Raw genomic sequence first — 25,580 nt, forward strand, 5'->3', positions numbered from 1 at the left:
ATTCATCGCGCTATTTATTCCCCTGGCGCTGCATCAGCACGGTGGCACCCAGCATCAAGGTGAGGCTGGCGAGTAGCGTCACGGTGGCCATTGCCATCCCTTGTCCCACGGAGCCCTGTTCGAACTGCCGCCAGATAAAGATCGCCACGGTCTGCGTGCCGGCGGGTGCCAGCAGCAGCGAGGTCACCAGTTCGCGTGAGGCCACGGCAAACACCATCATCATCGCCGCCAGCAGACTCGGCGCCACCAGCGGTAACACAATCAAGCGCAATGCCTGCATGCGTGACGCGCCATGCACGCGTGCCGCCGGTTCCAGCGTAGGAGCCACCTGGCGCAGCGCGCTGCTGACATAGCGCACCGGCCAGGGCAATAGCAGGCAGCTGTAGGAAAGCAGCAGGATAAACATCGTGTTGTAAGGGGAAACCGGCCAGAAGCCGCGGTTCCACAGCAGAATCAAACCGACGCCGACCACCACGCCCGGCATGGCGGCAGGCAGCAGCGCCAGGCCGTCCATCATTGCAAGAAGACGGGTTTTGCCTTCTGACACGCGCCAGGCGATCAGGAAGCCGAGCAACCCGGTGAGCAGTGCCGCACCCAACGCCAGCCCAATGCTGGTGGAGAACGCCGCTAGCGCATCACCCTGTTGACTGAACAGCGCACCGAAGTGGCGCAGCGTCAGGTTATCCAGATGCAGGCCGCCGGAAAGCGTGTTCAGCAATCCACTCAGCGTCATCGCGCCCAGCGGCAGCACCACAGCGAGTAAAACGGTGAGAATAAACGGCAACATCATGAGTGGCAGCCAGCGTCCGCCCTCAGCCAGTTCCTGCACCACTGGTTTGCCGTTCACTGCCGTCACATCGCTGCTGCCGGTCAGTTTCCGTTGCAGGAACCAGGCGGTCAGTGCCACCAGGCTCAACATCAACGAGAGCGATGCTGCGCCCGGTAAGTCAATGGGCCAGTCTGCCAGTTTGGTTTCGATGCCGACGGTCATTAGCGTCAGATGCGCCTGAGTGCCGAGCGCCGCAGGCACGCCGTACTCTTCAATCGCCAGGGTAAACGCCAGCAGCACGCCACCTGCTAATGCCGGAAGCGTCAGCGGCAGTGTGATCTGAACAAAAGCACGCCAGGCCGATGCACCGTGCACGCGCGCGACCCAGGCGAGACGCTGTCCGCTCGCCATCAGCGATCGCGACACCGCAAAATAGACCACCGGAAAGATATTTAGCGTCATCACCAACGTCATCCCGGTGCTGCTAAACAGCAGGCTATCAAGGTTGAAGCCAGTGAGTTGTTGCAGATAGCCGTTGCGTTGCAGCGCCAGCGTCCAGGACAGCGCCACGATATAGGGCGGCGTGAGGAAGGGGATCAGGAACAGCAGATCCCACATCGCCGCACCCGGCAGGCGGAACAGGCCGCGCAGCGCGCCGAGCGGTAAGCCCAGCAGCAAACTGCACAGCGCCACGCCGCCGCCGATTTTCAGCGTGCCCAGCCACATTGGCACCAGCTGCGGGTCCTCAAACAGCGCCGGTAACGCGCTGAAAGCCCCACTCCAGTTCCCCTCGCCAAGCTGCGGAAATAGCGCCTGCAGCACGATAAACAGCAGCGGCAGCGCCACCAGCAGTATCAGCGCCAGCAGAATCAATCCATTCAGGGCACGCGACATCATTTACTGTCCGAACAGGGCGCCAAAGCGCTTCAGCACCGCCGAGCGCTCGCTGCTGCCATCACTATTGGCTGGCAGCAGTTTAATCTCGGTGAACAGCGGACGCTGCGCTTTGATATCGGTACGCGCCGGCATCAGCCAGGCTTTAGCCACTTGCTCCTGACCTTCATCCGACAGCACATAATCGACGAACTTTTTCGCGTCATCGGCATGCTGGCTGCTCTTCAGAATCATCATCGGACGCGGCGCCACCACGGTGCCGTTCTCCGGGAAGATCACTTTGACGCTTTCACCCTGGGCAATGTTGTTATAGGTGACGTAATCCACTGCACCAAACACCGCCGCTTTCGCACCTTGCAATACCGGCGTCACCGCCTGGGCATTCGGGCCGCTCATCACCATGCCGTTGGCTTTCAACTGATCAAACAGCTGCCAGGCTTTTTCACCTTCGCTGTTTTGCAGGCCAATCAGCAAGTCGAGTGAGGCACCGGAAAGGGCCGGGTCCGGCGTGGTGACTTTGTCTTTAAACGCGGGCGCGGTGAGATCCTGCCAGGTTTTAGGTTCCGGGGTATCGCTCTTGGTATTCCACACGATGCCCAGCGCCGAAATGCCCTGCGCCACGTAGTTGGCAGTTTTGAACTGATCCGGCACTTTGGCCGCATTGGCACTTTCGTACGGCAGCAGCCAGCCACGATGTTGCAGATCTTCAGCGGTATCCCATGAGGCAGAGATCAGCACATCCGCTTGCGGATTGGCCTGTTCGGCTTCCAGACGCGCCATCACCTTGCCGGTGGTGGCCTGGAAGATATTCACTTTGATACCGGTTTGCTTTTCGAATCCGGTGGCCAGACTTTTTGATAGCGAACCCGGACCGGCGGTGTACACCGTCAGCGCCTGGGCATCGTTGATCATCATGGCGGAGGTCAAAATCATCGCGCTGATGGCTCCTGTTTTAACTGACTTGAGAGATGGCATTGCGGTCCCCTGAGAGGTGAGTAACGGAAACGATCTGGCCCTGTGCCAGGTGAATAATGCGGTCGGCGAGCGTGTTGGCTTCCTCGCGGTCATGCGTGACATAAACAGCGGTAATGCCCGCGCTGCGCAGCAGATCGGCCATGGTGTGCACCAGGGTTTCGCGCAGGTCGCGGTCAAGGTTGGAGAGCGGTTCGTCGAACAACAAAATCGCCGGTTTAGCGACCAAAGCACGGGCGAGGGCCACGCGCTGCTGCTGTCCGCCGGAGAGCAAGGCGGGTTTGCGATCGCCAAAATCGGCGAGGCCGACCTGCGCCAGTGCGGCATCGGCCTGTTCACGCGCAGCGGCTTTCTTCACTCCGCGCATCCTGAGCGGAAAGGCAACGTTCTGCGCCACGGTCATGTGCGGCCACAGAGCGTAATCCTGGAAAACCATGCCGAGGTTACGCATCTCCGGCGCATCGCAATGACGTGCGGAGGCGGCGCAGCGCTCGCCAATCCACAATTCGCCTGCAGTAGGTTGCAGCAAGCCCGCCAGCAGTTTTAGCAGCGTGCTTTTGCCACAGCCGCTTGGGCCGAGTAGCGCGACAATTTCGCCTGGAGAGATGGTCAGGGAGAGATCGTGCAGAATAGTCAGGTTGTTCACCGACCATCTGAGATTTTTCAGTTCGATAGGCACGGCATGCGTCACTGGCCACCTCCGGTAAAGGAGTGGCACTGCGGCACGCGCGCCTGACAGCAAATCAGGAGCAGCATCAGATTGTGTATCCTCTTTGGGATTTGATGGGCGCGAGTGTAAGTGGGTGATATGACGAAATGATGACCATAAATTAGGGCGATCGCCGGATGCAGTCCGCTGGAAAAGGCGTATAGTTAGCCTTCTATACAAATATTTAGTCACCCACGAGCGCAATCACTCATGCCTGACCAGCCTGCCGCCGCCCCAGAACACGGCCGACTTCGCCTGAATCTCCTGATCCTCTCCATCGTGAAGTTCAACTTCGCCAGCTATCTCACTATTGGTCTGCCTCTGGCGGTGCTGCCGGGCTTTGTCCATGACGGATTGGGCTACAGCGCCTTTTGGGCCGGGGTAGTGATCAGCCTGCAATACATCGCCACGCTGCTGAGCCGCCCGCATGCCGGGCGCTATGCCGATATGTGGGGACCGAAAAAAGTGGTGGTGCTGGGATTGGTGGGCTGTCTGATCAGTGGCATCTGCATCTTGCTCTCGGCGCTTACTGAGGGGCAGGGGGTACTGAGTCTGATCTTGCTGTGTCTGGGGCGCGTGATATTGGGCGTGGGGCAAAGTTTCTCCGGCACTGGCACCTCCTTGTGGGGCGTGGCGCGCGTTGGGTCGCTGCATATTGGCCGAGTGATTTCATGGAACGGCATTGTCACTTACGGCGCGATGGCGATCGGTGCGCCGCTCGGCGTGGTGATTTTCCGCAGCGGTGGTTTACTGCTGCTCTCCAGCATCATTATTGCCATTTGCGTGTTGGCGATTGCGCTGGCGTTGCCGCGTGCGCCGGTGAAAGGCAGCAAAGCCAAACCGCTGCCGTTCCGCGATGTGCTGGGAAAAATCTACGGCTTTGGCCTGATCCTGGCGATGGGATCGGCGGGCTTTGGCGTCATCGCCACCTTTATCACCCTGTTCTATCAGGATAAGGGCTGGGATGGTGCTGCCTTTGCCTTAACGATGTTCAGCGCAGCCTTTGTCGGCACGCGACTGCTGTTCCCCAATGCGATTAATAAGCTCGGCGGCCTGCGCGTCGCCAGTATTTGCTTTGCGGTAGAGGCCGTCGGGCTGTTTCTGGTGGCCGGATCGTTTGACCCGTGGATGGCAAAAGCGGGTGCGTTCTTAACCGGAGCAGGATTCTCGCTGGTATTCCCGGCGATTGGCGTGGTGGCAGTAAAAGTGGTGCCGCAGCAGAACCAGGGCAGCGCGCTGGCGACTTACACCGCGTTTATGGATCTGTCATTGGGCATCACCGGCCCGATTGCGGGCTTTATCATGAGTTACGCTGGGGTCTCGCTGGTCTATCTGCTCACCGCGCTGCTGGTGTGCCTGGCGCTGTTCTGCACTATCAGAATGATGAGACGCATGCCGGAAGAAGTGAGTGTAGAAATTAAAGAAAATGCCTGATTTTCAATTAACAAGGCATCATCAAATTATTCATGTCAATAGCTCAGGCACCCTCTAAACAGGGTGTTCAATCGCTCAGGCATCCTCTAAATAGTTTACGTCAGAGCAAGGCGGCAAGTTTGTAAGTCCCCAGGAGCTTACGCCCGCAAGTAAGAGCAAACGTTGTTATGGCGCTCAGGCATACCCTAAATAGTTTAAGTCAGAGCAAGGCGGCAAACGCGCGAATCCCCGGGAGCTTACGCCCGTAAGTGACTGGGGCGCGCAAACGCAGCCAACGCAGCTATGGCGTAAAATATGACGAGGATGGAAAAAAAGGCCTCCGACCGAGGCCAACACTAACAAAGTGTGTCTTGTTAAGGACACAGATAAGGGTAGGGGAAGCGGCGGCACGGACCCTCAGCCGCCGTTTTAAATCAGGCTTGCAGCAACTCAATACTCTGGCGAATTTCGCGCTCAATCTCTTTTGCGCCCCACTTCTCCAGCTCAGAGGAGAACGGCTCAAAGGCGTAAATGCCCTTATAGCCAAGCATCTCCAGACGTTTCACCTGCGCCACGCTGTTCAGCACATCGCGGTCGCTCAGCATAATGCGCTCTTCATCGGTCAGTTCAGCAGTGGGACGGGTATCCTCCACGGCAGAGAGATGCACTAAACCAATCTGGTTAACATCAATCTCCTGAGGGAACTCCTGCTCGGCGTTCTCATAAAGATGATGATGGAAGGTATCCAGCAGCAACTTGAACGGTGCGCCGGACTGCTTAATCAGCTTTTGTGTCTGCACCGCAGAGCGCAGTGAACTGACCGGGAAGCCCAGCGGCTCAACCAAACCCTGAACACCATACTCGGCAAACAGTGGTGCCAGCTTTTGCAGCGCTGCCAGCGTCTGTTCTGGCGCGATGGCGATGCCTTCATTCAGCGGGCACATCACCAACGCTTTGGCGCCAATCGCCCTGGCTTCCTGCAGCATCGCCTCGGCCTTCGCCAGCAACGCATCATCGGCGCGGTTAAACGGGTAAAGCGCGTTAATGGTTTCAATCTCAATATGATACTTGTCCGCCAATGCACGTAACTGCACCGCACTCAGGTCATCGGTCACCTTGCCGCCCGACATATCATTACGCAGTTCCACTTTGCTCAAACCCAGTCGCTGAACCAACTGGAAGAAGGCTTCAAGGGAGAGTGCAGGGGCAATTTTACGGTTGATACAGAAACGGGTTGGATCGATGGCCATGAGTGGCTCCTGTAATAGGATACGGATCAGATGCCACAAAGAGAACATTTATTTCATTGTTAGTGAATTATGAAATATCAGATATTGGATCTCTCTCGCAAAAATTTCATATTTCGTTTCGCGTAACATCATGCTGGCGTGATCTCAGTGGAAATTGTGTGGTCACAGAGGGTTATGATTGCGTGTCAGCAAGAGAGGCAGAGCGCCGAACGAGCGGGGTTTATCGCCATGTTGCAGGGAAGCCGGGAAAAATGCGATCCATGCCGCTAAAAGGAAATTTTCCAAAAAGAAGTATTTGAAAAATTTATTTCATTGTAATAGCTTCATAGCACGCTTTTCGTATTGCCTGGTCAGGTAGCATTGCAGTGTTAACCGACTGCCTGCAGGGAACTTCACATCAAAGAGGCAACGACATGACTATCGTAGGAAACTTTATCGGCGGCAAGATTACTCACAGCGCCAGCAATGAAACCATCCCGGTATACGATCCTGCCACTGGCAAAGTGGCGCGTGAACTGACGCAGAGCACCGCTGCTGAAGTGGAAAAAGCGATTGAGATCGCCCATGCCGCGTTCCCTGAATGGTCGAAAACTGCGCCGTTGCGTCGTGCCCGTGTGATGTTCAATTTCAAAGCACTGATGGAAAAGCACCGTGAAGAGCTGGCGGCGCTGATTGTGTCTGAGCACGGCAAAGTCTGGTCGGATGCACTGGGTGAACTGACACGCGGTATTGAAGTGATCGAATATGCCTGTGGTATTCCGCACCTGATCAAAGGTGAAAACTCACCTACCGTGGGTACCGGTGTAGACAGCTACTCACTGATGCAACCGGTGGGCGTGGTCGCGGGTATCACGCCGTTCAACTTCCCGGCGATGGTGCCACTGTGGATGTTCCCAATCGCCCTGGCGTGCGGTAACACCTTTATCCTCAAGCCACCGGCTCTGGATCCATCAGCCTCTGTGCGCATGGCCGAGTTGCTGAAAGAAGCGGGCCTGCCAGATGGCGTGTTCAACGTGGTGCACTCTTCAAACGAAGATGCTGAGCAGCTGTATAAAGACCCGCGCATTGCTGCGGTGAGCTTCGTCGGTTCTTCCGGCGTGGCTGAGCACATCTACAAAACCGCCAGCGCCCACGGTAAACGCGTGCAGGCGTTTGGTGCAGCCAAAAACCACGCCATCGTGATGCCAGATGCCGACCTGGATGCCACCGTGAATGCCATTATGGGCGGTGCGTTTGGTTCTGCTGGTGAGCGCTGCATGGCATTGCCAGTGGTTGTGGCGGTCGGTAATGACACCGCCGACAAACTGATTGCGCGTCTGACGCCGCTGATCAAAGCGCTGCGCGTCGGTCCTGGCATCCAGAAAGGTGCTGAAGAGAACGAAATGGGCCCGGTGGTTTCTGCCGCGCATCAGAAGAAAGTGCTGGGCTACATCGACAAAGGTGAAGCCGAGGGCGCAAAACTGGTGGTGGATGGCCGTGGCGTGAAAGTCGCGGGTCACGAAGAAGGTTACTACGTTGGCGGCACGCTGTTTGATAACGTCACTCCAGACATGGTGATCTGGCGCGAAGAGATCTTTGGACCGGTGCTGAGCATCATGCGTTCTACTGATTTCGACAGCGCGCTGAAACTGGTCAACAGCCATGAGTTCGGCAACGGCAGCGCCATCTTCACCAGCAACGGCCACACCGCACGTGAATTCGTGCAGAACGTGGAAGCGGGCATGGTCGGCGTTAACGTGCCGGTGCCAGTGCCAATGGCGTTCCACAGCTTTGGCGGCTGGAAGCGTTCGGTGTTTGGTGCGCTGAATGTGCACGGTCCAGATGGCGTACGTTTCTACACCCGCATGAAAACCGCTACCGTGCGTTGGCCGAGCGGTCAGCAGACTGTTTCAGAGTTCAGCATGCCAACGCTGGGCTAATCTCGCTCAAACAAGGAGATCGATGATGTCTTTGATTTCGAAAGCACAGCAGCCAGACAGTAACGGTCGTATCCAGCACGTCACGCCAGAAAGTGCGGGCTGGGAGTACGTCGGTTTTGATGCTTACCTGCTGAAGAAGGGCCAAAGCCTGAAGCTCAGCAGCGGCGATAAAGAGCTGTGTCTGGTGCTGGTGGCGGGTTTTGCCTCGGTGAAAACTCGCCATGCAGAGTTCCCGAACCTCGGTAAGCGCCTGTCACCGTTCGAGCGCATCCCACCGTACTCGGTATATGTGCCGCACAACGATGAAGTGGAAGTGTATGCGGACAGCGATCTGGAGCTCGCCGTCTGTAACGCGCCGAGCAAAGGTAATCTGCCTGCGCGCCTGATTGCGCCGGAAGATGTCGGCGTGGAGCAGCGTGGTAAAGGACGCAATCAGCGTCTGGTGCACAACATTCTGCCGGACAATAAAGAAGCCGACAGCCTGCTGGTGGTGGAAGTGTATACCGACGAGGGCGCGACCAGTTCGTACCCGAGCCATAAGCACGATCAGAAAACCAGTCCGGACGAGACCTATCTGGAAGAGACCTATTATCACCGTTTCGATCCAGAGTCAGGCTTCGCGATGCAGCGCGTGTATACCGACGACCGTTCACTCGACGAGTGCATGGCGCCGTATAACCGCGATGTGGTGACCGTCCCGCGTGGCTATCATCCGGTGGCGACGATTGCGGGTTACGATAACTACTATCTGAACGTGATGGCCGGTCCGGAACGTCTGTGGAAGTTCACCTGGGAGAAAGATCACGCCTGGGTGAACAGCGATAAGTATCCGCGCAGCAAATAATCCGTATCGAAGAAAGCAGAAGGGCAGCCATGTGGCTGCCCTTTTTTATCTGCAACGTCCGGCGGGGTTATTCGCCGGTGTTGGTATTGTTCAACGCTAATGAAACTGCCAGCGTCTGCGCCAGGCAAAGTGACGCCACCTGCGAACGGAAGCCATCAACCTGCGCTTCACGGACCACGAAGCACACGTCGCTGAAGGCGGCCAGTGGGCTCACCTGGCTGTCGGTGATGGCAATCAGGTGTGCACCGCGTTTGGCACCCAGCTCCACCAGCTCAACCGCTTCACGCGCATACGGCGAATAGCTAATGGCAATCACCACGTCTTTCGGATTCACCATGCTCAACTGCTCGGTAAACATGCCACCCAGACCGTCGATCAGGAATGCGCGGCGCTCAAGATGGCGCAGTGCGTACACCAGATAGGAAGCAACGCTAAACGAACGGCGCAGACCAATGATGTAGATGTTCTCCGCTTCATCGAGCATTTTCACTGCTTTATTCAACTGGTCCGGATTGGTTTGCATCGCCAACTGCTGCAATGCCTGGCTGTTGACCATAGTGAACACGTTCAGGATTTCAACCGGGCTTTCCGGTGAGCTGGCGCTGTCATCGGTCGCCGTCTGACGGAACAGACGCGCGCGCTCGGTGTAGTTCACGGTTTCTTCCATCAGATGCTGACGGAAAACCTGTTTCATTTCATTGAAACCGCTGAAGCCAAATGCGTTGGCAAAGCGGATCAGCGTCGAGGGTGGCACATCAGCTTGTTGCGCGATGGAAGCCACGGTATCGAAAGCAATGCTGTTACTGTTATCAAGAATATAACGAGCCACCTGCTTCAGGCGTTTACTCAGCGTCTCATAGCGACGACGGATATCGTCCTGCAACAGGGTTAATTGGGTTGGATTATTGGTCATGACTTCGGCCCGTCAAAAAAGAAAATATGGCTGGATAATGAGCGCTATAGTACCAGATGGATGGAAAATTTCATTTGTTTGACGCTATCGTGACGCTTATTTCATCGGTTTATGAAATGCCTCACAAAAAGAATTGATTAGCGGCAGTGCTGATGCCAATAAAAAAGCGGCCCTGACGAGCCGCTTTTGTCCTGCTTTATAACCAATCAGCCACGCGCCGCGCGCCAGTAGCCAATCAGTCGCAGATAGTTGCCTTTCACCGTTTCAATCAGCGCTTTGTCATCCAGCTCGCCGTTGAGCCATTGGCGTGACGGCTGGCCGAAGATGGTACGGCCGACGGCGAAGCCTTTCACCCACGGAGCCTGCGCTGCAGCGGCGAAACCGGCTTTCAGCGTCTCTTCTGGTGCATCAAGGCCGAGCAGCAAAATGCCGCGGCAGTGGGGATCGTTCTGCTCGATCAGCCCGCTGATGGCCTGCCAGCTCTCTGCCGACAGCGGTGGCAGTTTCCACCAGTCCGGCTGAATACCGAGGCTGTAGAAGTGGCTCAGCATGTCGTAGTAGTAGGATTCGTTACGGTCTGGATTGCTCTCAGGCAGAATCAGCTCTAGCAGCAGTTCATGCCCGCTCTTGTTACAGCCGTTCCAGACGTCGAGTACCAACTCATCCTGCTCTTTACGCAGTTCGGCGCTGTCGTGCGGATGGTAGAACACCAGGCATTTCACCACGTGTTCTGCCGGCCAGTCGACCAGCTGCGAACCAATGTTGCCGTGCTCGAGACGCAGTGGGCGTGAGCTTGGAAGCTCGATCGGGCGGCCAATCCACCAGTTATTGCCGGTGATGGCATTCAGCGCTTTCTGACCGTATGTAGTATCCGCAAGGATGCCGCTTTTCTCATTTAAACCGGCTTCATTAGCGGCTTCCTGCGCGGCCTGCAACAGCAGCAGTTTCAACTGTGGGATCTTATCTTCACTGACGCCGGCTTCGCGCGCCATATCGGCCAACTGCTTGCGATGGTCGAAGGCGAACACGTTCAACTCAGGCCACTGCTGTTTGCGCGTGGTAACGCGGTGCAGGTGGTTCAGACGCGCATCCAGGTCAGGACGTTTCACATCTTTATCGCGGCCGAGGAAATCGTCCAGCTCTTCTTTGGTTGGCATTGCTGGTGCGCAGCCGTGGCGAGACACCACCAGTGCGCCGCAGGCATTGGCGTAGCGGCAAGCCTGTTCCCAGCTCTCATCGTTAAGCCAGCCGCGCAACAGGCCAGACATAAAGGCATCGCCTGCACCCAATACGTTCAGTACTTCAACGCGCACGCCGGTTTGCAGTTTAGTCTGCTCCCAGCTGTCTGGAATATCACCTTCGAACACCACGCAACCAAGCGGACCGCGTTTGCACACCAGCGTCGCTTTACTCGCCTGACGCACATTTTTTAGTGCCGTCAGTGTATCAGTGCTGCCGCCGGCAATATGGAACTCTTCTTCCGTTCCGACCACCAAATCGAAATAGTGCAGCACTTCCTGCAGCTGTTTGGTGACTTCACCGGATTCAACGAAACGGGTTTCGCCATCGCCCAGGGAGGTCAGACCCCACAGCACCGGGCGATAGTCGATATCCAGTGCTGTGCGCAGGCCGTTCCGTTTAGCGATATCCAGGGCTTTCAATACCGCAGCACGGGTTTGCGGATGTGACAGATGCGTGCCGGTTACAGCCACCGCACGGGAAGAGGTGATGAACTCCTCTTGAATATCTTCCGGCACCAGACCCATATCGGCGCAGTTGTCGCGGTAGAAGATCAGCGGGAAGGTGTCTTCATCTTTAATACCGAGGATCACTAACCCCGTCAGACGGTCTTTATCGGTAATCAATCCATCGGTGTTGCAACCCACGCGCTGCAATGCTTCACGCAGAAAACGGCCGTTGTGTTCATCCCCTACGCGCGCCAGCATGGCCGATTTCAGACCCTGAATAGCCGTTCCATAAGCCACGTTACCGGAAGAACCGCCCAGATATTTATTAAAGCTGGTCATATCCTCCAGACGTGATCCGATTTGCTGACCGTAGAGGTCGACGGCGATGCGTCCGATACAAATCACATCAAGCCGCTTCTGTTGTGTACTCATACCTGTGGTTTCCTTTGTGATAAGCAGACACTGGGGCGAAAACGCCCAACATCAAGCGCTATGCTTCCGGGTTCTCAAGGTGCCTGATTGGCTATGGATGCAGTATGAGGAATGAAAATTCCAAATACAATATGAAATGAAACATTCATCGCGATTTTGTGAGCCAGGTAAAACTCTGTGCCATGCGGTATAACGGCACTCTATTTGGTATGAGTTTCACTGTTGCTCTGGCTTGTGAGCCAGGTCGCAGGAAAATGGCTGGGAATAAAGGAAGCTACTGAAGTGAAATGAAATTTCACTCTCTCACTGAAATGCTATTTTGTTGTTCCACTTTTACCCCTGCAACTGCCTTCGTGGCCAACGTTTCATCGCTGAATTTGATCTCCATCGCAAAATGAAATGTTTCTTCTGTAATCTCGTTTAATGAAAAAATTATTTGTTTATAATCGCCTCACGTTTCACTTATCCGCGGGTGCCGTAACGGCAGCGAAAACCCGAACCGCGTTGTACCTCACGTCAGGTACCAGCATGTAAAGGAAGAAGCATATGGGCACAATCAGACTTACCACGGCACAGGCGCTGGTGAAATTTCTTGATAACCAGTATCTGAACGTTGACGGCGTTGAAACCAAATTTGTGAAAGGCATTTTTGCCATTTTCGGTCACGGCAACGTGCTGGGATTGGGACAGGCGCTGGAGCAGGACAGCGGCGATCTGGTGGTGCATCAGGGGCGTAACGAGCAGGGCATGGCGCATGCGGCCATTGGTTTTGCCAAGCAGTCACTGCGTCGCCAGATTATCGCCTGTACTTCTTCTGTTGGGCCGGGCGCGGCAAACATGATCACCGCCGCGGCCACCGCCACCGCCAACCGTATTCCTTTACTGCTGCTGCCGGGTGATGTGTTCGCCACGCGCCAGCCGGATCCGGTGCTGCAGCAGATTGAACAGAGCCACGATCTCAGCATCAGCACCAACGATGCCTTCCGCGCCGTAAGCAAATACTGGGACCGCGTCAGCCGTCCGGAACAGCTGATGACCGCCTGCATCAACGCCTTGCGTGTGCTGACCGATCCGGCAGAAACCGGCGCGGTCACGATTGCACTGCCGCAGGATGTGCAGGGTGAAGCCTGGGATTTCCCGGAATACTTCTTCCAGAAACGTGTACATCGTCTGGATCGCCGTCTGCCCACCGCTGCCCAGCTGGAAGATGCGCTGTCGCTGATTGCGCGCAAACATAAGCCGCTGATCATCGTGGGCGGCGGTCTGAAATATTCCGACGCCGGCGCAGCGCTGCTGAAGTTCGCCGAGCGTTTCAATATTCCGTTTGCTGAAACGCAGGCGGGCAAAGGCACCATCGTTTCTGATCATCCACTGAATGTTGGTGGCGTTGGCGAAACCGGCTGTCTGGCGGCCAACCTACTGGCGAAAGAAGCCGATCTGGTGATTGGTATCGGTACGCGCTACACCGATTTCACCACCGCCTCGAAATGGATTTTCCAGAATCCAGAAGTGAACTACCTCAATATCAACGTCAGCAACTTCGACAGCTACAAGCTCGATGCAGTGCAGCTGTTGGCCGATGCGCGTGAAGGTCTGACCGCACTGGAGAGCGGCCTGAAAGGCTTTGAAAACCACTGGGGCGGTCAGGTTGAGCAGGCTCAAAGCAAGCTGTTGAAAGAGACGCAGCGCGTGTATGCCGCCACTTACAACACCGACGATTTCATTCCTGAAATCGCCGACCACATCGATCGTGAAGCGCTGTTTGCGGAGTTCGAGCGCCTGACGCAATCGGTACTGACGCAGAGCAGCGTGCTGGGCACCTTAAACGAGCAGCTCCCAAAGGATGCAGTGATTGTCGCGGCAGCGGGCAGTCTGCCGGGCGACCTGCAACGCATGTGGCGCACCAAAGATTACAACTCGTACCACGTTGAGTACGGTTATTCCTGCATGGGCTATGAAGTCAACGCCGCACTGGGCGTGAAGCTGGCGCAGCCGCAGCGTGAAGTCTACGTGATGGTCGGTGATGGCTCATTCATGATGCTGCACTCCGAGCTGGTCACCTCGATTCAGGAAGGGGCCAAAATCAACGTGGTGCTGCTGGATAACATGACCAACGGCTGTATCAACAATCTGCAGATGGAACACGGCATGGACAGCTTCACCACCGAGTTCCGCTTCCGTAACCCGGAAGGCGGCAAGCTGGACGGCGGCTTTGTGCCGGTCGATTTCGCGGCGATTGCCGGTGGCTACGGCTGTAAAACTTATCGCATTACCACGCTGGCACAGTTAGAAGCCGCGCTGATCGATGCGCAGAAGCAGACCGTTTCGGTGCTGTTCGACATCAAAGTGCTGCCAAAAACCATGATCCACAAATACTTCAGCTGGTGGCACGTGGGCGTGGCGCAAACCTCCACCTGCGAGCGCACGCAGGAAGTGGCCGACAACCTTAACGTGCATATCGAACAAGCACGTAAGTACTAACACCCTTTAGGCCGGCGTTCGTCGGCTTTTATTAACCCTGTATACCCAAAATAATTCGAGATGCAGGAAGGCGGCCAACGAAAGAATCCCGATGAGCTGACTTAAGTCAGTGATTCGGGTGAATGAGAGCAGCCAACGCATCTGCATCTTGAAGTATGAAGGGGATACTTATCCGACTCTACAGGTGTAATTATGACGCTCAAACTCGGTGTAATTGGTGCCGGTGCAATTGGTCAGGATCACATTCGTCGCTGCAACAATGTGTTGCAGGGTGCGAAGGTGGTGGCGGTTTCAGACATCAACGTGGAAGGGGCTCGTGCAGCGCTGCAACGTCTGAATATCGAAGCTGAGGTGTATCAGGATGGCCATCAGGTGATTAACTCGCCGGACGTGGATGCCATTCTGGTGACGTCATGGGATCCCACCCACGAAGAGTTCACCCTCGCTGCGATTGCTGCCGGGAAGCCGGTGTTCTGCGAGAAGCCGTTAGCGATGAGCGCCGATGGCTGCCGCCGCATCGTGGATGCGGAAATCAAACACGGTAAACGCCTGGTGCAGGTGGGCTTTATGCGTCCGTACGATTCAGGCTATCGCGCACTGAAGAAAGTGATCACTGACGGTGAAATCGGTGAGCCGCTGATGCTGCACTGCGCGCACCGCAACCAGAGCGTGGGCGAAAATTACACCACCGATATGGCGATCACCAACACCCTGATTCACGAGCTGGATGTGCTGCGCTGGCTGACCGAAGACGATTACAAATCGGTGCAGGTAGTGTTCCCGCGCTCCACCTCGAAGACCCACGCCAAATTGAAAGATCCGCAAATCGTATTGTTCGAAACCCAGAAGGGCATTCGTATCGATGTCGAGATCTTCGTGAACTGCGCTTACGGCTATGACATTCAATGTGAAGTGGTGGGCGAAGAAGGCATTGCCAAACTGCCTGAGCCTTCCGCGATTCAAATGCGCAAAAACGCGCGTTTGGGCAATGCGCTGCTCACTGACTGGAAAGACCGCTTTATCGAAGCTTACGACGTTGAGCTGCAAGCCTTCATCAATGACGCCACCGCAGGTAAGTTGACCGGGCCTTCCGCCTGGGATGGTTTTGCCGCTTCCGTTGCGGCGGATGCCTGCCATAAAGCGCAGAACAGCGGCGCTATCGAGCCGGTGACCATGCCAGCGCGTCCAGACTTTTACGCCAAATAACTGAGCCCGTGCGCTAACACTTCTCTCTCAGAATCAGGGAATTGAAATGAACAAAGACAATGTAAAACTGGCGATTGCGCCAATCGGCTGGACCAACGATGACATGCCAGAGCTGGGCAGCGAAAACACATTCCAGCAGACCGTGAGTGAAATGGCGCTGGCCGGCTTCACCGGCAGTGAAGTGGGCAGCAAATACCCGAAAGATCCGGCGGTGCTGAAGCCAATGCTGGAGATTCGCGGTATTCAGATCTGCAACGCCTGGTTCAGTACCTTCTTCGCCAACGGCGACAAGGCGAAAACCATCGACGAGTTCACCAATCACATGAACTTCCTGCACGCTATGGGCGCGCGCGTGATTGGCTGCTCTGAGCAGAGTAAGAGCATTCAGGGCACCACGCTGGCGGTGCTGGAGCAGAAGCCGATTTTCACCGATGAAGAGTGGCGTCTGACGGCGGAAGGCTACAACGAGCTGGCGGAGATCGCCGCGAAGAAAGGTATGCGTTTGACGCTGCACCATCACATGGGCACCGGCATTCAGACGCCAGCGGAAATCGATCGCTTTATGGAATCGACTAATCAGAATGTCGGCCTGCTGTATGACACTGGCCACATCTACTACTCCGAAGGTTCGCAGCAGGCGATGCTGGACGTGCTGACCAAATACCTGCCGCGCATTTTCCACGTGCACCTGAAAGATGTGCGTGACAGCGTGGTAGCTGAGGTGCGCGAGAAATCCCTGTCGTTCCTCGATGGTGTGAAGAAAGGCACCTTCACCGTACCGGGCGATGGCGTGATTGATTTCAAACCGGTGTTTAAAATCCTAGACGATTACGGCTACAAAGGCTGGATGGTGGTGGAAGCGGAACAGGATCCGGCGCTGGCTAACCCGTTCGAATATGCGGTGAAAGCGCGCAAATATATTCGCGAGAATACCGGCTTATAAGTTAATTGATGCACAATAAAAAAGGCCGTTATCCCTCTCAGGATAACGGCCTTTTATTTGGCCAGGATTACGATGCCAGCGACAGCGCCGGTTTCTGACCGTGTTCTGCCAGCCACTCGCTAATGCGCGCCTGCTCAGCTTCTGTCAGCCACATACCTTGTTTAGTACGACGCCAGATTGCATCATCCAGTTCACGCACCCATTCGTTTTTCACCAGGTAGCGCAGTTCGGCTTCATAGAACTCGTGACCGAAGTTCTCGCCCAGGTCTGCCAGACTGCTTGCGCCCGCCAGCAACTCTTCAGTGCGGCTGCCGTAAGTGCGGGCAAAGTGGCGTGCCATACCTTCGCTGATAAACGGATAACGACGGCGCAGACCTGCAGCGTAATCTTCACGTGAACCCGAGAAATCACCGCCTGGCAGTACTGCTGATTTAGTCCATGCTGGACCAGCGTTTGGATAGTACTTCGCCAGTTTCTCCAGCGCGTGTTCTGCCAGTTTACGATAGGTGGTCAACTTACCGCCAAACACTGACAGCAGCGGCGCCTGGCCATTGTCGTCATGCACATCCAGCGTGTAATCACGGGTGATCGCCTGCGGTGAATCGGACTCGTCATCACACAGCGGACGCACACCAGAATAAGTCCAGACGATGTCGTCTTTGCTCAGCTGCTGTTTGAAGTGTCCGTTGAACACCTTCAGCAGATAGCTGATTTCGTTGTCATCAATCTTCACGTCTTTCGGATCGCCTTTGTACTCCACGTCGGTGGTACCGATGATGGAGAATTCATCCATCCACGGAATGACAAACACGATACGGTTATCTTCGTTCTGCAGGATGTACGCCTGCTTTTCGCGATGCACGCGCGGCACCACGATGTGGCTGCCTTTGATCAGGCGAATACCGTACGGCGATTTCAGCTTCAGGCCATCATCAAAGAATTCTTTTACCCAAGGTCCAGCGGCATTGACCAGGCCTTTGGCACGCCATGTGAAGGTTTTGCCGGTATCAATATCTTCTGCTTCCACCATCCACAGGCCGCTTTCACGCCATGCACGCGTCACGCGGGTGCGGGTGCGCACTTCGCCGCCCTGTTTCACCACTTCCTGCGCGTTCAGTACTACCATGCGCGCATCGTCCACCCAGCAGTCGGAATATTCGAATCCGCGCGTGATTTCAGGCTTGAGGGCCGATTCCGCGCCAAAACGCAGGCCTTTACTGCCTGGCAGCGTGGTGCGTTTACCTAAGCGATCGTACATAAACAGGCCAAGGCGAATCATCCACGCCGGGCGCAGATGCGGGCGGTGTGGCAAACGGAAGCGCATAGGGAAGGCAATGTGCGGGGCCATTTTCAGCAGTACTTCGCGTTCGGCCAGCGCTTCGCCCACCAGGCGAAATTCGTAATGTTCCAGGTAGCGCAGGCCACCGTGAATCAGCTTCGAGCTATTGGAGGAGGTGGCACAGGCCAAATCTCGCGCCTCCAGCATCAGCACTGACAGTCCGCGTCCTGCAGCGTCCACTGCAATGCCGGCTCCGTTAATGCCGCCGCCGATCACGATCAGGTCTTTGGTTTCCACGTCATCTCCTCCGATGTTCGGAATAGTTCTTAAATGTTCGTTTTCGAGCGTAATAATAATCGGAAAGCAACATTGACGCCAGCGCTTAACTCAATAAAAACATTTTTGCGTGATATAGCTAACATTCCTGCAGGAAAAAAAATCCATAGCCATAACTTTTGTCAGGTTATCGCGACGGATTCTCAGGTTAAACTAGGCGCTAATTGTGACGACCTTATGAGAGACACCATGGAAAATTTCGAATGTATTTCGGTTCAGCAGGCTAACGAGCACCTGGCACAAGGCGCGCAGCTGGTGGACATTCGCGACCCACAAAGCTATGCCATGGGCCATGCAGCAGGCTCGTTACACCTGTCGAATGACAATCTGGCAGACTTTATCGCGCAGGCTAATCATGATTTGCCAGTGCTGGTGATGTGCTATCACGGCAACAGCAGTAAAGGTGCTGCGCAGTTCCTGCTAGGACAGGGATTTAACGCCGCGTATAGCATTGATGGCGGTTTTGACGCCTGGCGTGCCGTGTTCCCCACGCAGGTGGCCACGGGCAGCGTCTGAGACGATCACATAAAGGAAGGAGAACCCGCACGATGCGCATCACTCAGTTCAACAACCCACGTATGGCTCAGGCGTTTGTGGATTACATGGCGACGCGCGGCGTCACGCTGCGGATTGAGCGCGAAAGCCACTATGTGATTATGCTGGATGATGAAGCCAGGCTGGAGATGGTTGAAAACGAACTTGCCCAGTTCGTACGCGACCCTAATCATCCACGCTATCAGGCCGCCAGCTGGCACACCGGCAGTACCGAAAGCGGCTTACGCTATGAGCGCGCCAATATCTGGACCAACATTCGCGAACGCGCAGGTCCGCTCACTATGACCATCATGATCGCCTGTGTGGCGGTGTTTATCATGATGCAGATTGTTGGTGATGATGTGGCACTGGATTGGCTGGCCTGGCCCGCCGACTCCTCACAGTATTTCCAGGTGTGGCGCTGGTTTAGCCATGCACTGCTGCACTTCTCGCTGTTGCACATCCTTTTCAACCTGATGTGGTGGTGGTATCTCGGCGGGGCAGTGGAAAAGCGTATTGGCAGCGGTAAGCTGTTTGTGATTATGCTCATTTCCGCGCTATTGAGCGGCTGGATGCAGGCCAAATTCAGTGGCGTACTGTTCGGTGGCTTGTCGGGCGTGGTGTATGCATTGATGGGTTATTGCTGGCTACGAGGCGAGCGCGATCCCGAAAGTGGTATTTATCTGGAGCGCGGTCTGATGGGCTTCGCTATTGTATGGCTGATTATTGGCTGGTACGGCGCATTTGGCCTGTCGATTGCTAACGCTGCCCACGTCACCGGCTTACTGGTGGGCCTGGCCATGGCGTTTGTCGATACGCGCAACGTTGCGCGACGTTAGCAGAAATAAAAAGAAAACGGCTTTGAGCCGAGGAGAGAGATGTGAAGCAGACGCAACGTCATGACGCCATTATCGATTTGGTGCGACGCCAGGGATATGTCAGTACGGAAGAGCTGGTGGATCACTTTGAGGTGAGCCCGCAAACCATTCGGCGTGACCTGAACGATCTGGCCGATCAGAACAAAATCCAGCGCCATCACGGTGGCGCGGCGCTGCCTTCCAGCTCTGAAAACACCGCATGGCAAGACCGCAAAATGATGTGGTCGGCGGAAAAGGCGCGCATTGCCGAGCGTGTGGCGAGCCAGATCCCGGATGGTGCCACGCTGTTTATCGATATCGGCACCACGCCGGAAGCGGTGGCGCATGCCTTGCTGAATCACAACAATCTGCGTGTGGTCACCAACAACCTCAACGTGGCAATTTTGCTGATGGCGAAGCCGGATTTCCGTGTGATCATCGCCGGCGGCGAAGTGCGTACGCGTGATGGCGGCATCATGGGCGAAGCGACGCTGGATTTCATCTCCCAGTTCCGCCTCGATTACGGCATTCTCGGCATCAGCGGCATCGATATGGATGGCTCACTGCTGGAGTTCGATTACCACGAAGTCCGCACCAAACGCGCGATTATCGAAAACTCCCGCTGCGTGATGCTGGTGGTGGACCATTCGAAATTTGGCCGAAATGCCATGGTGAACCTCGGTAACATGAGCCTGATTGATTACATGTATACCGATCAAACGCCACCCGCCACCGTGCTGAAGGTGATCGAGCAACACGAAGTCCATCTCGAACTCTGCTAATCGATTCTGCCTGGGCGTCCATTGGGTCGCCCGCAGTGTTGAGTGGACGCATGAGGTTGAGCGCCACGCATAAATCCACTTTTTTTCCATCCATCCGCATTTCCCTGTCGCTTTTTTCTTCGCCCCCGGCTTTACTTATTCTTTCTGGTTATGCGCTCGCCCGTCTTTACCGTTAACGGACTCGAAGGGATTGATATGTCGCAGCAAAAATTTAATAAAACACGTTTCGACGCCGCTCTTACCCGCCAATGGCAGCACCTTGGACTCACCTCCGCTCAGCAAATGACACCGCATCAGTGGTGGCAGGCATTAAGCCGTGTACTAACAGAGATGCTCGCCACACAGCCGCCCGCTACAGCGCGTGCAGGCCAACGCCATGTGAACTATCTGTCGATGGAGTTTCTTATCGGACGCCTGACCGGCAATAATTTGCTGAATTTGGGTTGGTACGACGAAGTGAAGGAAGCGCTGGCGGCGCATCAGGTAGAACTCAGTGAGTTGCTGGAGGAAGAGGTGGATCCGGCGCTCGGCAACGGTGGATTAGGGCGTTTGGCCGCATGCTACATGGACTCGATGGCCACTGTCGGGCAGGCCGCGATGGGGCATGGCCTCAATTATCAGTACGGTTTGTTCCGCCAGACCTTTGACGATGGTCAGCAAAAAGAGGCGCCGGACGACTGGCAGCGCAACAGTTATCCATGGTTCCGCCATAACGCCGCGCAGGATGTGCAGGTTGGCATCGGCGGTAAAGTGAAGAAAAACAGCGATGGAACCCTGCAGTGGCGGCCTAAATTTCATCTCAAAGGTGAGGCCTGGGATCTGCCGGTCGTGGGCTATCGCAATGGCGTGACACTGCCGCTGCGATTGTGGAAAGCGACCAGCGTACATCCGTTCGATCTGACTCTGTTTAATGATGGTAAGTTCCTGCAGGCTGAACAGCCAGGTATTGATGCTGACAAACTCACCAAAGTGCTGTATCCCAACGATAATCACGCCGAAGGCAAGCGTCTGCGCCTGATGCAGCAATATTTCCAGTGCGCTTGTGCGGTGGGGGATATTCTGCGCCGCCACCATCTTGCCGGGCGCTCGATTCACACCTTGCCCGATTTTGAAGTCATCCAGCTCAACGATACCCATCCCACCATCGCCATCCCGGAGATGCTGCGTATCCTGCTGGATGAGCATCAGCTGGGTTGGGATGAAGCCTGGCATATCACCAGCCGCGTTTTCGCCTATACCAATCACACGTTGATGCCGGAAGCGCTGGAGCGTTGGGATGAGTCGCTGGTGCGCGATCTGCTGCCGCGCCATATGCTGATCATCCGCGAAATTAACCAGCGTCTGAAAAAAATCGTCAAGAAGCAGTGGCCCGGCGATAGCGCGACATGGCAAAAGCTGGCGGTGGTGGCCGAGGGGCAGGTGCGTATGGCGAACCTGTGTGTGGTGAGTTGCTTCGCGGTAAATGGCGTGGCCGCGCTGCACTCTGAACTGGTGGTGAAGGATCTATTCCCGGAATACCACCAACTGTGGCCGAACAAATTCCATAATGTCACCAACGGCATCACGCCGCGCCGCTGGTTGAAGCAGTGCAATCCGTTGCTGTCGAACCTGATTGACGAAACGTTGCAGGTGGAGTGGGCCAACGATCTGGATGCGCTTGAGTGGCTGGCGCCCTATGCGCGTAAGAAAGTTTTCCGCCAGCAGTTTCGCACCATCAAGCAGCAAAACAAGCTGCGCCTGACCGTGTACATCAAACGCGTGACCGGTATTGATGTGAATCCCGATGCGCTGTTCGATGTGCAGATTAAGCGGCTGCACGAATACAAACGCCAGCACCTCAGCCTGCTGCATATGCTGCACTGTTATCGTCAACTGCGGGACAATCCCGATAACCCTGACTTCGTGCCGCGCGTGTTCCTGTTCGGTGCCAAGGCCGCGCCGGGCTACTACCTTGCTAAGAACATCATCTACGCCATTAACAAAGTCGCTGAAGTGATCAATAACGATCCGAAAGTCGGCGATCGGTTAAAAGTGGTGTTTATTCCTGATTATCGTATTACCGCCGCCGAGTTGATGATTCCGGCAGCCGATCTCTCGGAGCAAATCTCGACCGCCGGTTATGAAGCGTCAGGCACCGGCAATATGAAGCTGGCGCTGAACGGCGCGCTGACCATCGGCACGCTGGATGGCGCGAACGTCGAAATCGCCGAAGCGGTGGGCGAGAAGAACATCTTTATCTTCGGTAATACGGTGGATGAGGTGAAGGCGCTCAAAGCCAACGGTTACAGCCCGAAAAAACTGCGCAAGCAGAACAAGTATCTGGATGGTCTGCTGAAAGATTTGGAGAAGGGCAAGTTCAGCGAAGGTGACAAGCAGGCATTCGATATGCTGCTCACCAGCCTGACCAGAGGTGGCGATCCCTGGCTGGTGCTGGCCGATTTCGAGGCGTATCTCGAGGCGCAGCAACAAGTTGAAGCTTTGTGGAAGAACCCGGAAGCCTGGACCAAAGCGGCGATTCTCAACACCGCGCGCACCGGGCGCTTCAGCTCCGATCGTTCGATTCGCGATTACCAGCAGCGTATCTGGCAGGCCGCGCGCTGATTTCCAGCTCGCTATTGATGGCCGCTCGACATGGTTTCGATAAGGTATTCGTCAGGTGCGCATTGATGCGCACCGCACCCAAGGAGACGTGATGACGCTCAGCAAACTGGATCAGGCCGCGCAGGACGCAGGCATTGCGATAGATTTTACCAACGCGAACGGCGAGCAGGTGCGTATTCACGACGACACCAAGCGCGCACTGCTGGCAGTGATGAATACGCCGGAAGGTAAAGCGCCACCGTTGCCGCCGGTGCTGGTTTTCACTCCGCGCCGTCCGCGCCAATGTTGCCCGCAGGGCAAAGGCGAGTTTAGCTGGCAGCTTGAGACCGAACGGGGCAAAACTTACAGTGGCCTGCTTCAGGCAGGAGAGCCCCTCACATTGCCACCGCGTCTGCCGCAGGGTTATCACCGTTTAACCTTACGGCAAGGACGTCAGCAGTGGCACTCGCGCATCATTATCGCACCGCGTCGCTGCTATTTATCTGAACCGCTGGCGCAGGGCGACAAACGCTGGGGGGCGCTGGTACAGCTTTATACACTGCGATCCGAGGGCAATTGGGGAATCGGCGATTTTGGCGATCTTACGCAGATGCTGGAGCAGGTCGCCGCTCACGGCGGGGATTTTGTCGGCCTGAATCCCCTGCATGCGCTCTATCCGGCGCAACCTGAGCACGCCAGCCCTTACAGCCCTACCTCTCGTCGCTGGCTGAATATGCTCTATATCGACGTCAATCAGGTGGTGGCATTCACACAAAGCGCTGAAGCACAGCGCTGGTGGAAACTCGCCAAAACGCGCAAGGCTGTACAAGCCGCGCGCGCGACAGACTATGTCGATTATCGAGCGGTGGCTGAGTTGAAAATCACGGCGCTGCGTCTGGCCTGGAAAACCTGGCAGCCTGATCCTGCGTTTCAGCAATTTGTGGCTGAGGGCGGCGATCACCTGCGTTATCAGGCGGCTTTTGACGGCATTCTTGCAGAACGCAGTTCGCAGCAGGCGAAGGAGTGGGGTTGGGCGTCGTGGCCGGAAACCTGGCGCAATGCCCATCAGCCAGAGGTGCAGCAGTGGTGTGCCGCACATGAGGATGAAATTCAGTTTTGGCGCTGGCTGCAGTGGTTGGCGCAGCAGCAGTTCGCGGCCTGCTGGCAGCGTAGCCAGCAGCTCGGCATGACGGTGGGATTGTACCGGGATTTGGCGGTGGGTGTGGCGCAGCACAGTGCAGAAACCTGGCAGGATCCGCAGTTATATAAACTGGGTGCTTCAGTGGGTGCACCGCCGGATCGATTGGGTCCGTTGGGGCAAAACTGGGCGTTGCCACCGCTTGATCCGCACGAGATGCGCGCGCGTGGCTATCAGCCTTTTATCGATTTACTGCGCGCCAATATGCGCGATTGCGGCGCGTTGCGTATCGACCACGTGATGGCATTATTGCGGCTGTGGTGGATTCCGTACGGTGAGACAGCGGATAAAGGCGCTTACGTTTCGTATCCGGTGGAAGATTTGATGGCGATTCTGGCGCTGGAGAGTCAGCGCCATCGCTGTATGGTGATTGGCGAGGATCTGGGCATTGTGCCGCCGGCCATTGTCCGCATGATGCGTAGCCACGGCATTTTCTCGTGGAAAGTGCTGTTCTTCGAGCAGGAGCGCGATGGCCGCTACCGCCTGCCTGCGGCTTATCCTCGTCAGTCGATTGCCAGCGCCAGTACCCATGATTTGCCCACGTTAAGCGGATTCTGGCAGGCGGAAGATTTGGCATTGGGTGAAAAGCTCGGCATGTACCACGATAGCGTGCTGCATTCCCTGCAACAGCAGCGCGCTTCACAAAAGCAGGCATTACTGGATGCCTTACATCAGGCGGGGGCAATGCCGGCACGCGGTCGCCAGCTGGCCGAGAAACAGCCGCTGACGCCGGCGCTGAATGTGGCGATGCACCGTTTTCTGGCCCGGACGGAAAGCGCATTACTGGGATTGCAGCCAGAGGATTGGCTGGGCATGACGATGCCGGTGAACGTGCCGGGTACAGTGGATGAGTATCCAAACTGGCGGCGCAAGTTGTGCGTCACGCTGGAAGCGATGTTTGCCGATAAAGCGGTGAAGCAGGTATTGAAAGCGGTGAATGACGGGCGCAAAGAGAGGTAAAATCTGCGGCAGCTCGGGTGTGCTGCCGCAGTTAAATTAGTAGTAAGAGTGCTCGCCGCGCTGGTGTTCAGTGAGGTCGCGCACACCTTTCAGCTCTGGGAAAGCCGCCAGCAGCTCTTTCTCGATGCCATCTTTCAGCGTGACGTCGATCATTGAACAGCCGTTACAGCCGCCGCCAAACTGCAGAATGGCGATACCGTCATCGGTAATTTCCATCAGCGACACACGACCGCCATGGCCAGCCAGCTGTGGGTTGATCTGCGCTTGCAGCAGATATTCCACGCGCTCAACCATCGGCGCTTCGTCAGACACTTTACGCATTTTGGCATTTGGCGCTTTCAGCGTCAGCTGAGAACCGAGGTTATCGGTGACAAAATCGATCTCAGCATCTTCCAGATAAGGCGCGCTTAGCTCATCAATGTAGGCTGACAGCTTTTCGAACTTCATTTCAGTATCAGTGGCTTCAACTGCATCGGGTGGGCAGTAAGAAACACCGCATTCAGCGGTTGGCGTACCCGGATTAATGACGAATACGCGAATTTGTGTGCCATCTTCTTGTTTGGACAGCAATTTTGAGAAGTGCTCTTGCGCAGCATCAGTAATAACGATCATGGCGATTGC

Annotated in this window: 19 protein-coding genes; 11 read left to right on the forward strand and 8 right to left on the reverse strand. The window is 55.8% G+C overall.

The window, feature by feature from the left end:
- Nucleotides 1–10: 10 nt before the first annotated feature.
- Genes LBW88_RS22650 through LBW88_RS22660 form a run of 3 tightly spaced genes read right to left on the reverse strand, consistent with a single transcriptional unit; the run spans nucleotide 11 to nucleotide 3,326 of the window.
- Nucleotides 11–1,666, reverse strand: a complete 1,656-nt coding sequence (locus tag LBW88_RS22650; protein WP_224934341.1) for an ABC transporter permease — start codon at nucleotides 1,664–1,666, stop codon at nucleotides 11–13.
- Complete coding sequence (locus tag LBW88_RS22655) at nucleotides 1,667–2,638, reverse strand: ABC transporter substrate-binding protein (protein ID WP_224934342.1); 972 nt, start codon at nucleotides 2,636–2,638, stop codon at nucleotides 1,667–1,669.
- Nucleotides 2,616–3,326, reverse strand: a complete 711-nt coding sequence (locus tag LBW88_RS22660; RefSeq protein ID WP_224934343.1) for an ABC transporter ATP-binding protein — start codon at nucleotides 3,324–3,326, stop codon at nucleotides 2,616–2,618. Before LBW88_RS22660 ends, LBW88_RS22655 begins: the two co-directional genes overlap by 23 nt.
- Nucleotides 3,327–3,554: 228 nt before the next feature.
- Between LBW88_RS22660 and LBW88_RS22665 the strand changes: the two genes are divergently transcribed.
- A complete protein-coding gene (locus LBW88_RS22665; RefSeq protein ID WP_224934344.1) occupies nucleotides 3,555–4,778 on the forward strand; it encodes an MFS transporter in 1,224 nt (407 codons plus the stop codon).
- A 413-nt stretch (nucleotides 4,779–5,191) separates the two neighbouring features.
- On the opposite strand, the gene LBW88_RS22670 is transcribed toward LBW88_RS22665, so the two are convergent.
- Entirely contained in the window at nucleotides 5,192–6,007 is an 816-nt protein-coding gene (locus LBW88_RS22670) for a TIM barrel protein (RefSeq protein WP_224934345.1), read from the reverse strand.
- Between the two features lie 413 nt (nucleotides 6,008–6,420).
- On the opposite strand from LBW88_RS22670, the gene LBW88_RS22675 reads away from it, so the two are divergent.
- Both LBW88_RS22675 and iolB read left to right on the forward strand, forming a co-directional pair.
- Nucleotides 6,421–7,926: a CoA-acylating methylmalonate-semialdehyde dehydrogenase gene (locus LBW88_RS22675; protein ID WP_224934346.1), complete on the forward strand. Its 1,506-nt coding sequence runs from the start codon at nucleotides 6,421–6,423 to the stop codon at nucleotides 7,924–7,926.
- Between the two features lie 25 nt (nucleotides 7,927–7,951).
- Complete coding sequence (iolB, locus tag LBW88_RS22680; RefSeq protein ID WP_224934347.1) at nucleotides 7,952–8,770, forward strand: 5-deoxy-glucuronate isomerase; 819 nt, start codon at nucleotides 7,952–7,954, stop codon at nucleotides 8,768–8,770.
- A gap of 67 nt (nucleotides 8,771–8,837) precedes the next feature.
- Here iolB and LBW88_RS22685 read toward each other — a convergent pair whose 3' ends face one another.
- Together LBW88_RS22685 and LBW88_RS22690 are read right to left on the reverse strand one after the other, a co-directional pair.
- A complete protein-coding gene (locus LBW88_RS22685; protein ID WP_224934348.1) occupies nucleotides 8,838–9,683 on the reverse strand; it encodes a MurR/RpiR family transcriptional regulator in 846 nt (281 codons plus the stop codon).
- A gap of 206 nt (nucleotides 9,684–9,889) precedes the next feature.
- Nucleotides 9,890–11,803 (reverse strand): bifunctional 5-dehydro-2-deoxygluconokinase/5-dehydro-2-deoxyphosphogluconate aldolase, encoded by a 1,914-nt coding sequence (locus LBW88_RS22690; protein ID WP_224934349.1) that lies wholly within the window; start codon nucleotides 11,801–11,803, stop codon nucleotides 9,890–9,892.
- A 546-nt stretch (nucleotides 11,804–12,349) separates the two neighbouring features.
- On the opposite strand from LBW88_RS22690, the gene iolD reads away from it, so the two are divergent.
- From iolD to iolE, 3 genes are all read left to right on the forward strand, one after another.
- A complete protein-coding gene (gene iolD, locus LBW88_RS22695; RefSeq protein ID WP_224934350.1) occupies nucleotides 12,350–14,284 on the forward strand; it encodes a 3D-(3,5/4)-trihydroxycyclohexane-1,2-dione acylhydrolase (decyclizing) in 1,935 nt (644 codons plus the stop codon).
- A gap of 192 nt (nucleotides 14,285–14,476) precedes the next feature.
- The gene (locus LBW88_RS22700) at nucleotides 14,477–15,490 is read left to right on the forward strand and encodes a Gfo/Idh/MocA family protein (RefSeq protein WP_224934351.1); all 1,014 of its coding nucleotides are present in this window, start codon (nucleotides 14,477–14,479) and stop codon (nucleotides 15,488–15,490) included.
- Nucleotides 15,491–15,536: 46 nt separating this feature from the next.
- Nucleotides 15,537–16,433 carry a myo-inosose-2 dehydratase gene (gene iolE, locus LBW88_RS22705; protein WP_224934352.1) on the forward strand — a complete coding sequence of 299 codons (897 nt, stop codon included), beginning with the start codon at nucleotides 15,537–15,539 and terminating at the stop codon, nucleotides 16,431–16,433.
- 67 nt (nucleotides 16,434–16,500) lie between these two features.
- Here iolE and glpD read toward each other — a convergent pair whose 3' ends face one another.
- Nucleotides 16,501–18,009, reverse strand: a complete 1,509-nt coding sequence (gene glpD / locus LBW88_RS22710; protein WP_224934353.1) for a glycerol-3-phosphate dehydrogenase — start codon at nucleotides 18,007–18,009, stop codon at nucleotides 16,501–16,503.
- Between the two features lie 228 nt (nucleotides 18,010–18,237).
- Between glpD and glpE the strand changes: the two genes are divergently transcribed.
- The 5 genes from glpE (at nucleotide 18,238) to malQ (ending at nucleotide 24,959) form a co-directional block, all read left to right on the forward strand.
- Nucleotides 18,238–18,564 carry a thiosulfate sulfurtransferase GlpE gene (gene glpE / locus LBW88_RS22715; RefSeq protein ID WP_224934354.1) on the forward strand — a complete coding sequence of 109 codons (327 nt, stop codon included), beginning with the start codon at nucleotides 18,238–18,240 and terminating at the stop codon, nucleotides 18,562–18,564.
- Between the two features lie 32 nt (nucleotides 18,565–18,596).
- On the forward strand, nucleotides 18,597–19,421 hold the full coding sequence (gene glpG / locus LBW88_RS22720) for a rhomboid family intramembrane serine protease GlpG (RefSeq protein WP_224934355.1): 825 nt from the start codon (nucleotides 18,597–18,599) through the stop codon (nucleotides 19,419–19,421).
- Between the two features lie 41 nt (nucleotides 19,422–19,462).
- Nucleotides 19,463–20,221 carry a DeoR/GlpR family transcriptional regulator gene (locus LBW88_RS22725; RefSeq protein WP_224934356.1) on the forward strand — a complete coding sequence of 253 codons (759 nt, stop codon included), beginning with the start codon at nucleotides 19,463–19,465 and terminating at the stop codon, nucleotides 20,219–20,221.
- Nucleotides 20,222–20,416: 195 nt separating this feature from the next.
- The gene (gene malP, locus LBW88_RS22730; RefSeq protein WP_224934357.1) at nucleotides 20,417–22,822 is read left to right on the forward strand and encodes a maltodextrin phosphorylase; all 2,406 of its coding nucleotides are present in this window, start codon (nucleotides 20,417–20,419) and stop codon (nucleotides 22,820–22,822) included.
- A 91-nt stretch (nucleotides 22,823–22,913) separates the two neighbouring features.
- Nucleotides 22,914–24,959, forward strand: coding sequence for a 4-alpha-glucanotransferase (gene malQ / locus LBW88_RS22735; protein WP_224934358.1), 2,046 nt, complete (start codon nucleotides 22,914–22,916; stop codon nucleotides 24,957–24,959).
- A 36-nt stretch (nucleotides 24,960–24,995) separates the two neighbouring features.
- Here malQ and nfuA read toward each other — a convergent pair whose 3' ends face one another.
- Nucleotides 24,996–25,571: a Fe-S biogenesis protein NfuA gene (nfuA, locus tag LBW88_RS22740; RefSeq protein WP_224934359.1), complete on the reverse strand. Its 576-nt coding sequence runs from the start codon at nucleotides 25,569–25,571 to the stop codon at nucleotides 24,996–24,998.
- Nucleotides 25,572–25,580: the final 9 nt, after the last annotated feature.

The sequence above is a fragment of the Pantoea sp. alder81 genome, from assembly GCF_020179835.1.
In the GTDB taxonomy this organism is placed as follows: Bacteria; Pseudomonadota; Gammaproteobacteria; order Enterobacterales; family Enterobacteriaceae; genus Pantoea.